Annotated in this window: 9 protein-coding genes; all 9 read left to right on the forward strand. The window is 72.0% G+C overall.

Annotated elements, in window-relative coordinates:
• The first annotated feature begins 61 nt into the window (after window positions 1-61).
• The 9 genes from nuoK (at window position 62) to QOZ86_RS04410 (ending at window position 10384) form a co-directional block, all read left to right on the forward strand.
• Window positions 62-361, forward strand: coding sequence for an NADH-quinone oxidoreductase subunit NuoK (gene nuoK, locus QOZ86_RS04370; protein WP_284490725.1), 300 nt, complete (start codon window positions 62-64; stop codon window positions 359-361).
• A gap of 16 nt (window positions 362-377) precedes the next feature.
• A complete protein-coding gene (nuoL, locus tag QOZ86_RS04375) occupies window positions 378-2273 on the forward strand; it encodes an NADH-quinone oxidoreductase subunit L (RefSeq protein ID WP_284490726.1) in 1896 nt (631 codons plus the stop codon).
• Between the two features lie 49 nt (window positions 2274-2322).
• A complete protein-coding gene (locus QOZ86_RS04380) occupies window positions 2323-3939 on the forward strand; it encodes an NADH-quinone oxidoreductase subunit M (RefSeq protein WP_284490727.1) in 1617 nt (538 codons plus the stop codon).
• Window positions 3936-5477, forward strand: a complete 1542-nt coding sequence (gene nuoN / locus QOZ86_RS04385; RefSeq protein WP_284490728.1) for an NADH-quinone oxidoreductase subunit NuoN — start codon at window positions 3936-3938, stop codon at window positions 5475-5477. The genes QOZ86_RS04380 and nuoN overlap by 4 nt, the downstream gene beginning before the upstream one ends.
• Window positions 5477-6544 (forward strand): polyprenyl synthetase family protein, encoded by a 1068-nt coding sequence (locus QOZ86_RS04390; protein WP_284490729.1) that lies wholly within the window; start codon window positions 5477-5479, stop codon window positions 6542-6544. The genes nuoN and QOZ86_RS04390 overlap by 1 nt, the downstream gene beginning before the upstream one ends.
• Window positions 6545-6881: 337 nt before the next feature.
• Window positions 6882-7751: a PQQ-dependent sugar dehydrogenase gene (locus tag QOZ86_RS04395; RefSeq protein WP_284490730.1), complete on the forward strand. Its 870-nt coding sequence runs from the start codon at window positions 6882-6884 to the stop codon at window positions 7749-7751.
• A gap of 122 nt (window positions 7752-7873) precedes the next feature.
• The gene (locus QOZ86_RS04400; protein WP_284490731.1) at window positions 7874-8233 is read left to right on the forward strand and encodes a G protein-coupled receptor family protein; all 360 of its coding nucleotides are present in this window, start codon (window positions 7874-7876) and stop codon (window positions 8231-8233) included.
• Window positions 8234-8303: 70 nt separating this feature from the next.
• Complete coding sequence (locus QOZ86_RS04405) at window positions 8304-8978, forward strand: response regulator transcription factor (RefSeq protein ID WP_284490732.1); 675 nt, start codon at window positions 8304-8306, stop codon at window positions 8976-8978.
• On the forward strand, window positions 8975-10384 hold the full coding sequence (locus tag QOZ86_RS04410; protein WP_284490733.1) for a sensor histidine kinase: 1410 nt from the start codon (window positions 8975-8977) through the stop codon (window positions 10382-10384). Before QOZ86_RS04405 ends, QOZ86_RS04410 begins: the two co-directional genes overlap by 4 nt.
• The last annotated feature ends 52 nt before the right edge of the window (window positions 10385-10436 follow it).

Consider the following 10436-nt stretch of genomic DNA (forward strand, 5'->3'; position numbering starts at 1 on the left):
GCTCACCGATGAGCAGAGCACCCCGCGGCACGAAGCCGGCGAGCGCCGGGCAGGAGGAGTCGTGACGCTGTCCTACTACCTGGTGCTCGCGGCGATGCTGTTCACGATCGGCGCCGTCGGCGTGCTGGTGCGGCGCAACGCGATCGTGGTCTTCATGTGCATCGAGCTGATGCTCAACGCGGTGAACCTGACGCTGATCACCTTCGCCCGCTCCACCGGGACCGTCGACGGCCAGATCATCGCGCTGTTCGTGATGGTCGTCGCCGCGGCCGAGGTGGTCGTGGGGCTCGCCATCATCATGTCGATCTACCGGACCCGCCGGTCCGCCTCGGTCGACGACGCCAACCTGCTGAAGTACTGACCGGGACGGGGTTGCAGTGCCTGCTGAAGGGCTCCTTGCCGCCTCCTGGCTGCTGATCGCGCTGCCGCTCGCCGGCGCCGCGGTGCTGCTGCTGGGTGGCCGGCGCACCGACCGCTGGGGTCACCTGCTGGGGACGGCGACGGTGGTGGCGGCCTTCGTCCTCGCCGTGGCGTGCACCGTGCAGCTGGCCGGCCTGGCCGAGCGCTCGGCCGACGTCGAGCTGTTCACGTTCATCGCCACCGGCGATCTCGACGTCACCGCCGGGCTGCTGTTCGACCCGCTGTCGGCGCTGTTCGCCCTGCTGATCACCGGCGTCGGCTCGCTGATCCACGTGTACTCGATCGGCTACATGGCGCACGACCCCGCGCGCCGCCGGTTCTTCGCCTACCTGAATCTCTTCGTCGCGGCGATGCTGCTGCTGGTCCTCGGCAACAGCTTCGTGGCGCTCTACGTGGGCTGGGAGGGCGTGGGTCTCGCGTCCTACCTGCTGATCGCCTTCTGGTACACCCGCCCGGCCGCGGCCACGGCGGCGAAGAAGGCGTTCATCATGAACCGCGTCGGCGACGTCGGCCTGGCCCTGGCCATCTTCATCATGTTCGCCCAGCTCGGGACGACCTCCTACGCCGGCGTCTTCGGATCGATCGGCACCCTGGCGGGCGGCACGATCACCGCGATCGGCCTGCTCCTCCTGCTGGGCGCGTGCGGCAAGTCCGGTCAGTTCCCCCTGCAGGCGTGGCTGCCCGACGCCATGGAGGGCCCGACCCCGGTCTCGGCCCTGATCCACGCCGCCACCATGGTCACCGCCGGCGTCTACCTGATCGCGCGGTCGGCGCCCATCTACGACCTGACCGAGACCGCCCGCACCGTCGTCCTCGCGATCGGCGCCCTCACCCTCCTCATCGGGGCGATAGCCGGCTGCGCCTACGACGACATCAAGAAGGTCCTGGCCTACTCCACGGTCAGCCAGATCGGCTACATGTTCCTCGCCGTGGGCCTCGGTCCGGCCGGCTACGTCGCGGGCCTGGCGCACCTGCTGGCGCACGGGTTCTTCAAGGCCGGCCTCTTCCTCGGCGCCGGGTCGGTGATGCACGCGATGAACGACTCGGTGGACATGCGCCGGTTCGGCGCGCTCTGGAAGAAGCTGCCGGTCACCTTCGGAACCTTCGGGCTGGGCTACCTGGCGCTGATCGGTTTCCCGTTCCTGTCCGGCTACTTCACCAAGGACGCGATCATCGAGGTGGCGCTGGACCGGGACGACGTCTGGGGCTGGGTGCTCGGCGGCATCGCCGTCATCGGTGCCGGGTTGACCGCCTTCTACATGACGCGGCTGATGCTCATGACGTTCTTCGGCCGCGCCCGGTGGGAGGACGGCGTCCACCCGCACGAGGCGCCGTCGGTCATGACCGCGCCGATGATCGTGCTGGCGTTAGGCTCGGTGTTCGCCGGCGCCCTGCTGGTGGCGGTCTTCCCGCTCTCGGGCTGGCTCGAGCCGGTGTTCGGCGAGCCCGAGGAGGCCGCGCACGTGGTGGCCCCGGCGGTCATCGGCCTGGTCGTGACCGTCGTGATGGCGTTCGGCGTGCTGGCGGCGTGGCTGTTCGTCGGTCGCCGCGAGGTGCCGGTCACCGCCCCGGTGCGGGTCTCGCCGGTCACGCGGGCCGCCCGGCACGCCCTCTACGCCGACGCGGTCAACGAGTCGCTGTTCATGCGCCCCGGCCAGTGGCTCACCCGTGCCCTGGTCTGGGTGGACAACCGTGGTGTCGACGGCGCGGTGAACGGTCTGGCCGCCGGGCTCGGCGGCTCCTCGGCCCGGCTCGGCCGGGCACAGAACGGCTTCGTGCGCACCTACGCGCTCGGGATGCTCGGCGGCGCGGTCGTGGTCGCGGGCGCACTGCTGGCGGTGACGGGCGGATGAGCGGGCCCATGGCGAGCACCGCCTCCACGGATCGAAAGGCGCCCCGACGGTGACCGATATCCCCTGGCTCGTGCTCATGATCGCCGTGCCGGCGGTGGGCGCGGCCGTCGTCGCGGCGCTGCCCCGCGCGCGGGACCTGCTCGCCAAGCAGGTGACCCTCGGGGTCAGCCTGCTGGTGCTGCTGCTGGCGGTCCTCGCGACGGTCGCCTTCGACCCTGACGGCGACCGGTTCCAGCTGACGACGTCGGTGTCCTGGATCCCCGACTTCGGCGCCGAGTTCGCCCTGGGCGCCGACGGCATCGCCCTGGTGATGCTGCTGCTGATCGGGGTGCTGGTCCCGCTGGTGGTGACCGCGTCCTGGCACGAGGCCGATGCGAGCCCCCGCCCGCCGCGGGTCTTCTTCGCCTGGCTGCTGCTGCTCGAGGCGATGATGGTCGGGGTCTTCGCCGCCACCGACATCCTGCTGTTCTACGTGTTCTTCGAGGCGATGCTCGTCCCGATGTACTTCCTGATCGGCAGCTTCGGTGGCCCGCGCCGGCAGTACGCGGCGGTGAAGTTCTTCGTCTACAGCCTGGTCGGCGGGCTGATCATGCTGGCCGCGGTCATCGGGCTTTACGTGGTGAGCACCAGCCAGCTCGGCGAGGGCACGTTCGCCTTCGACGCGCTGCGCCAGCTGGACATCGACCCCGACGTCCAGAAGCTGCTGTTCCTCGGCTTCTTCATCGCCTTCGCCATCAAGGCGCCCCTGGTGCCGTTCCACACCTGGCTGCCCGACTCCGGTGCCGAGGCGCCGATCGGCGGCTCGGTGCTGCTGGTCGGCGTGCTCGACAAGGTGGGCACCTTCGGCTTCCTGCGGTACTGCCTGCCGCTGTTCCCCGACGCCTCCCGCTTCTTCGCGCCGTTCGTGCTGGTGCTGGCCGTGGCGGGCATCCTCTACGCCGCCCTGCTGGCCATGGGCCAGAGCGACATGAAGCGGCTGGTTTCCTACACGTCGATCTCGCACTTCGGCTTCATCGCGCTGGGGATCTTCGCCTTCACCACCGAGGCCGCCACCGGCGCGGTGCTCTACATGGTCAACCACGGCATCGCGACCGGTCTGCTGTTCCTCGTCGTCGGCATGCTGATCGCCCGCGGTGGTTCCCGGCAGATCGGCGACTACGGCGGTGTCGCGGCCACCGCGCCCAAGCTGGCCGGGGCCTTCCTGATCGCCGGGCTCGCCTCCCTGGCGCTGCCGGGCACCAACAGCTTCGTCAGCGAGTTCCTCGTGCTGATCGGCTCGTTCCCCGAGCGGCCGGTCTTCACGATCCTGGCGACCCTCGGCATCATCCTGGCCGCTCTCTACGTGCTGCTGATGTACCAGCGCACCATGCACGGGCCGCCGCGGGGGATGCCGCTCGCCGACGTGCACGGCGGCGATCCCACCCCCGAGGCCGATCCCGCCCGCGGCGGCGCGTCCGCCGCGACGGCAACGGTCACCGCCCCCGCCCCGGTGCGCGATGGCTCGCGGTTCGCCGATCTCAGCCGTCGCGAGCTGGCCGTCGTCGCCCCGCTGATCGCGTTGATCATCGGGCTGGGCGTCTACCCGCAGCCGCTGCTCGAGCTGATCGAACCCGCCGTCGTCGCCACCCTCGGCGACATGGGCGTCTCCGGAGGAACCGACCGATGATCGAGACGCCCGACCTCTCCTGGGCGGCTCTCGCGCCCATGCTGTTCGTCTTCGTCGCGGCCTCCGTCGGCGTCCTGGTGGAGGCGTTCGCGCCGCGCGACGCGCGGCACCCGGCGCAGGTGGGGCTGGCCCTGGCCGGCACCGTCGGCGCGTTCGTCGCCACGTTGTTCCTCGCCGGCACCCCGGACGAAGTGACCGCGGTGGGAGCGCTCGCCGTCGACGGCCCGGCGCTGTTCCTGCAGGCCATGATCGCCGGGTTCGGCGCCCTGTCGGTCCTGCTGTTCGCCGAGCGGTCGCTGGACCCGGCGCGGTCGGCGTTCGTGGTCAGCGCCGCCGTCCCGGCGGGCAGCCCGCGCGACCGCGAGCTGACGACGGTTCCCCGGGTGCAGACCGAGGTCTACCCGCTGGCGTTGTTCGCCATCGGCGGCATGATGCTGTTCGTCGCCGCCAACGACCTGCTGGTCATGTTCGTGGCGCTGGAGGTGCTGAGCCTCCCGCTGTACCTGCTCAGCGGGATGGCCCGGCGGCGCCGGCTGCTGTCGCAGGAGGCGGCGGTCAAGTACTTCCTGCTGGGCGCCTTCGCCTCGGCGTTCTTCCTCTACGGGCTCGCGCTGGTCTACGGGGCCACCGGGAGCGTCCGGCTGAGCGTCGTCCGCGAGGCCGTGACGGCCGACGGGGGCGGCGTCCTGCTGGTCCTCGGGCTGGGCCTGCTGATCGTCGGACTCCTGTTCAAGGCCAGCGTGGCGCCCTTCCACTCCTGGACGCCCGACGTCTACCAGGGGGCACCCACCCCGGTCACCGCCTTCATGGCCGCCTGCACCAAGGTCGCCGCATTCGGTGCGATCCTCCGGCTGCTCTACGTCGCCTTCGGCGCCGCCGAGTGGACCTGGCGACCGCTGATCTACGCGGCGGCCATCGCCTCGATGGTCGTGGGTGCGGTCCTGGGGCTGACCCAGACCGACCTCAAGCGCATGCTCGCCTACTCCTCGGTGGCGCACGCCGGGTTCCTGCTCACCGGAGTGATCGGCCTCGGGGCGGGCGGCGAGGGCTCGGGCCTGTCGGCCACGATGTTCTACCTGCTCACCTACGGGCTGACCACGCTGGGCGCCTTCGCCGTGCTCACCCTGGTGCGCGACGGGGACGGCGAGGCGAGCCACCTGTCGCAGTGGGCGGGCCTGGCCGCGCGGTCGCCGCTCACCGCGGCGGTGATGACCCTCTTCATGCTGGCGTTGGCGGGCATCCCGCTCACGGCCGGCTTCACCGGCAAGTTCGCCGTCTTCCGGGCGGCGATCGAGGAGGGCGCCTGGCCGCTGGTCCTCGTCGCCCTGCTGGCCAGCGCAGTGGCGGCGTTCTTCTACCTGCGGGTGATCGTGCTCATGTACTTCTCCGAGCCGGTCGCCGGCGGCCCGACGGTCGGTGTGCCCGGTCTGCCGACGACCCTGGTGCTGGCCGTGACCGCTACGGCGACCCTGGCGCTGGGCATCCTTCCCGGGGCGGTGCTCGACCTCGCCGAGCAGGCGGCTATCTTCGTCGGTTGATGACCGGAGCCCGTGCCGCAGTCGACGGCACTCCCCCCGAGGCCGCGTCAGAGGCATGGCACCGGATCTCCACCCCGGCGTCGACCATCGGCCTCTGGCTCCCCGAGGGTGCCCTCGGGGAGGCGCTGGCCGACGGGCTGGCCCGGGTGGAGGCCGAGCTCGCCGTCTCGGTCGGGAGCGAGCACCCGTTCGTGCGGGAGGCGGCCGGTCACCTGATGGCCGCGGGGGGCAAGCGCTTCCGGCCGATGCTGGCGCTGCTCGCCGCCCAGCTCGGGAACCCGACCGCCCCGCAGGTGACCCAGGGAGCCGTGGTCTGCGAGCTGACCCACCTGGCGACGCTCTACCACGACGACGTCATGGACGAGGCCGCCGTCCGGCGCGGAGCGCCGAGCGCCAACAGCCGGTGGAGCAACAGCGTCGCGATCCTCACCGGTGACCTGCTCTTCGCCCGCGCGTCGGACATCCTCGCCGATCTGGGTCCCGAGGCCGTGCGCATCCAGGCGCGCACCTTCGAGCGGCTGGTCACCGGCCAGATCCGCGAGACCGTCGGCGCGCAGCCGGGCGACGACCCGATCGCCCACTACCTCGACGTGCTGGCCGACAAGACCGGTTCGCTGGTCGCGACGTCGGCCCGGTTCGGGGCCTCCTTCGCCGGCGTCGAGCCCGGGCTGGTGGCTGCCCTGACCGAGTTCGCCGAGGAGGTCGGCGTCGCCTTCCAGATCTCCGACGACCTCATCGACATCGTGAGCACCGGCGGCGGATCGGGGAAGTCGCCCGGGACCGATCTCCGCGAGGGGATCGCCACGTTGCCGGTGCTGTTCGCGCTGGCCGGCGACGACCCCGCCGAGGCGCGGCTGCGCGAGCTCGTCGCGGCCCCGGTGACCGGCGACGCCGAGCACGCCGAGGCGCTGACCCTGCTGCGGTCCTCGCGGTCGCTGGAACGCGCTACCGGCGTGCTGCGCGAGTACGCCGACCGGGCGCGGGGCCGGCTGGACGTGGTCCCGCCCGGCGACGTCCGCGACGCACTGTCGGCGCTGTGCGACTACGTCGTGACCCGCACCAGCTGAGCAGAAGGACCCCATGCCCCCCACCGCCCGGAGAAGGACCCCGTCCTCCTCACCGTTCGCAGGCTCACGGTGAGCCTCTGGACGAGGCCGGGCCTGTGCGTGGGAGCCGCGCTGTTGCTCACCGGGTGCAGCGGCACGTCGAGCGAGCCAGGACTCCGCCCCGCACAGCCACCCTCGACCGATCCGTCCGCGGATGCTCCGGCGCTGGACGTCGAAGTGCTCGTCGAGGGCCTGGACCACCCCTGGGACGTCGTCCAGGCCCAGGACGGGACGCTCCTCGTGGACGAGCGGTCGGGCGGGGTTCACCGCTGTCCTTCCCGACGGCACGGTGCAGGAGGTGCGGGCCGACTTCGGCGACCTGTTCGCAGACGGGGAGACCGGCCTGATGGGGCTGGCGCTGGACCCGGAGTTCGCGGAGAACCGCCGGCTCTACAGCTGCCAGGGCGACCAGGACGGCGACATCGACGTCGTCGCCTGGACCGTGGCGTCCGACTGGTCCTCGGCGACCCGGGTCGCCGACCCGCTGGTCGGCGGGCTGCCGATCAACGAGGGCAGCGGGCGGCACGGCGGCTGCCGGTTGGAGTTCGCGCCCGACGGCGCGCTGCTGGTCGGCACCGGCGACACGGCCACCGGCACGGTGCCCCAGGACCCGGACTCCCTGGGCGGCAAGGTGCTGCGGACCGACCCGGCGACCGGCGAGGTCGCCGTCTGGACCAGCGGGCACCGCAACGTGCAGGGCCTGGCGGTGCGGCCGGGAAGGGGGCAGGTGTTCTCGGTCGAGCACGGCCCCGACCGCGACGACGAGGTGAACCTGCTGCGCGAGGGGGGCAACTACGGCTGGGACCCCGACGGCGGTGGGTCCTACGACGAGAGCGTGCCGATGACCGACCCGTCCATCCCCGGTGCGGTCGCGGCCGTGTGGTCCTCCGGCGATCCAACCTTGGCCACCAGCGGCGCCACGTTCGTCGGCGGTGAGGAATGGGGCGACTACGACGGGCAGCTGCTGGTGGCCCTGCTCAAGGACCAGGGCGTGCTGGCGCTGCGGCTGGACGACGCCGGCGCCGTCGTCGGGCAGTCCCGGGTACCCGAGCTCGACGACGCGTACGGCCGGATCCGGACGGTGCAGCAGAGCGGGGACGGCGCGCTCTACGTCATCACCGACAACGGCGGCGGCTCCGACCGATTACTCCAGGTCACGCCAGGCTGACCCGTCATCCGGCCGGCCGTGAAGCGGCACCGGGCGGCAGCGAGTGCCTTGCGGCGCGTTGGTGCGCGCGGTATCCAGGGGCGCTCCGCTCGGAGCGGCCCGGCATCTCTCGGGAGGCCACCGTGCACAACGCATTCCGGGTCGGCGCGGCCGGCCTCGCCGTCACCTTCTTCGCAGCCGGTTGCGCCGAGGCACCCCGGAGTGTGGCGGCTCCTCCGCCCGGCAGCGGAGCGCCGTCATCCACCGGTACCGCTGCGACCTTCCCGGAGCCGGAGGTCACCGCGCAGGAGGCACAGACCACCGCTCTGGATGTGGTCGGCGGAGGATGGATCGCGGAGACCACGATCGAGGAGGGGGACCGCGGCGGCGGCGACTGGGACGACGACGACTGGGACGACGACTTCGAGGCACCCGTGGATGTGTGGGAGGTCCGGGTCGTGCTGCCGGACGCCGACGGCACCAGGTCAGCGTCGACATGGTGAGCGGGAGCGTCCTGGACAACAGGCTGGACGACTGAGTCGCGCGTGTCGGCTCGGCGCCCGAGGAGTGCCCATGCGCCTGCTGGTGGTCGAGGACCAGCCGAAGATGCAGCAACTCCTGTGTCGAGGGCTGCGGGAGGGCGGCTATGCCGTCGACGCCGTCTCGGACGGTCCGTCGGCCCTCCACCAGGCGACGGAAGCCGTCTACGACGCCATTCTCCTCGACGTCATGCTGCCCGGCATGGACGGCTTCGACGTGCTCCGCCGGCTGCGGGAGGGGGAGGTCTGGACCCCGGTCCTCATGCTCACCGCCCGGGACGCGGTGCCCGACCGGGTGCGGGGACTCGACGAGGGGGCCGACGACTACCTCGTGAAGCCCTTCGCCTTCAGCGAACTGCTCAGCCGGGTGCGCGCAGTCATCCGGAGGGGACGTCCGGCCCGCCCGGTCGTCCTGCGCTGCGGCGCGCTGGCCCTGGACCCGGCGACTCGTACGACCAGGGTCGGCGACACCGACGTGTCCCTGTCGCCCCGGGAGTTCTCGCTGCTGGAGATGCTGATCGACCGGCGTGGTGCCGTGGTCACGAGGACGGAGTTGCTCGACCACGTCTGGGACTCCTCGTACGACGGCGTCTCGAACGTCGTGGACGTCTACGTGCGCAACCTGCGCGACAAGATCGACCGTCGGTTCGGCATCCAGCTGATCCACACGGTGCGCGGCGCGGGCTACCGGGTCGCGGACTCGTCGTGATCTCGCGTGACCGGGTGCGCGCGGCGGTCCGGCGCCTGCCCCTGAGCGTGCGGTTGGGCACCGCCTTCGCCTTCGTGTTCCTCGGGGTGCTGAGCGTGCTCGTCGCCCTGGCGTACTGGGGTCTCGGGATGACGTTGCGCGCCGAGCTCGACCGAGCACTCGTGGATGCGCTGTCGCAGGTCGAGGAGCAGCGGCTCTCGGTGACGGAGATCGACGAGCGCGAGCTGGGCGGAGTCGAGTCCTCGGAGATCGAGATCCAGCTCGTGGACCGCTCGCGGATCGTGCTCGCCGCCACGGACGACGACCTGCACGTGCCCCTGCTCAGCCCGGCGCGCCTGGCCGGCGTCCTGGAGGACGGTGTCCTCTTCGTCGACGCGCACGACGGGGAGGAGCCGGTGCGCGTTCTCGCCCGGCCGCTGTCGGGCAGCGACGGTCAGGTCCAGGTCCTCGCGGTCGAGATGGACAATCTCGTGGAGAGCCAGGCCGCGCTCCTCGGTCTCGCCGGGCCACTGGCCGCACTCGCAGGTCTGCTGGCGGGGATGACCGGGTGGCTCGTCGCCCGACGCGGTCTGGCGCCCGTGACCGAGCTGGCCGCTCAGGCACGGGACCTGAACGCGCGGGACCTCTCGCGCCGACTGGAGTTGCGCCGGTCGGAGAGCGAGATCGCCCGCCTGGGGCAGACCCTGAACGAGATGCTGGGCCGGATCGAGGATGCGCGGCTGCGGGAACGCCAATTCACCGCCGACGCCAGTCACGAGCTGAGGACCCCGTTGGCGATACTCCGCGCCGAGGTGGAGCTGGCCCGTGGGCGGGTCGGCGGCGACGCTCGGCTCCGGGAGTCCCTGGACAGCGCGCTCGAGGAGTGCGACCGGCTCACCGATCTCGTGGACGACCTGCTGCAGGTGGCCCGCGCCGAGGCCGATCGGATGGACCGGACCGCGCTGGTGGACGTCGCGGAGGTCGTGGACGGGTTGCTGCCGCGCTTCGCGGTTCTCGCCGGGCGCCGGCACGTGACCCTGACGCGGCGTGGCGACGCCGCGGTCCATGCCGATCGGCGCGCGCTCGGCCGGGCGCTCTCCAACCTCGTGGACAACGCGATCCGGCACGCCCGCCCGGGTGGCCACGTCGAACTGGCGATCGCGCAGAGCCGGACGAGTGTCAGGGTCACGGTCACCGACGACGGTCCGGGGGTCGACTACGCGGCTCGCGGGTTCGCGACCGAACGCTTCATCCAGCTGGACCCCAGCCGATCCGATGCGGGCGGAGCCGGGCTCGGGCTCGCAATGGTGGCCTCGATCGCCGCCGCACACCAGGGGGCGCTGGAACTCGCCACGCCGCCCACGGGCAACGGCCTGGCCGCCACGCTGCGGCTCCCGGCACCGACGGACGCCGACCCGGCGAGGTAGCCGGCGTCCGTGACGTGCTCATGGCTCGTGGGCCTGCGTCTTCATCGAATGC

The sequence above is a fragment of the Blastococcus capsensis genome (assembly GCF_030165005.1).
Taxonomy (GTDB): Bacteria; Actinomycetota; Actinomycetes; order Mycobacteriales; family Geodermatophilaceae; genus Blastococcus; species Blastococcus capsensis.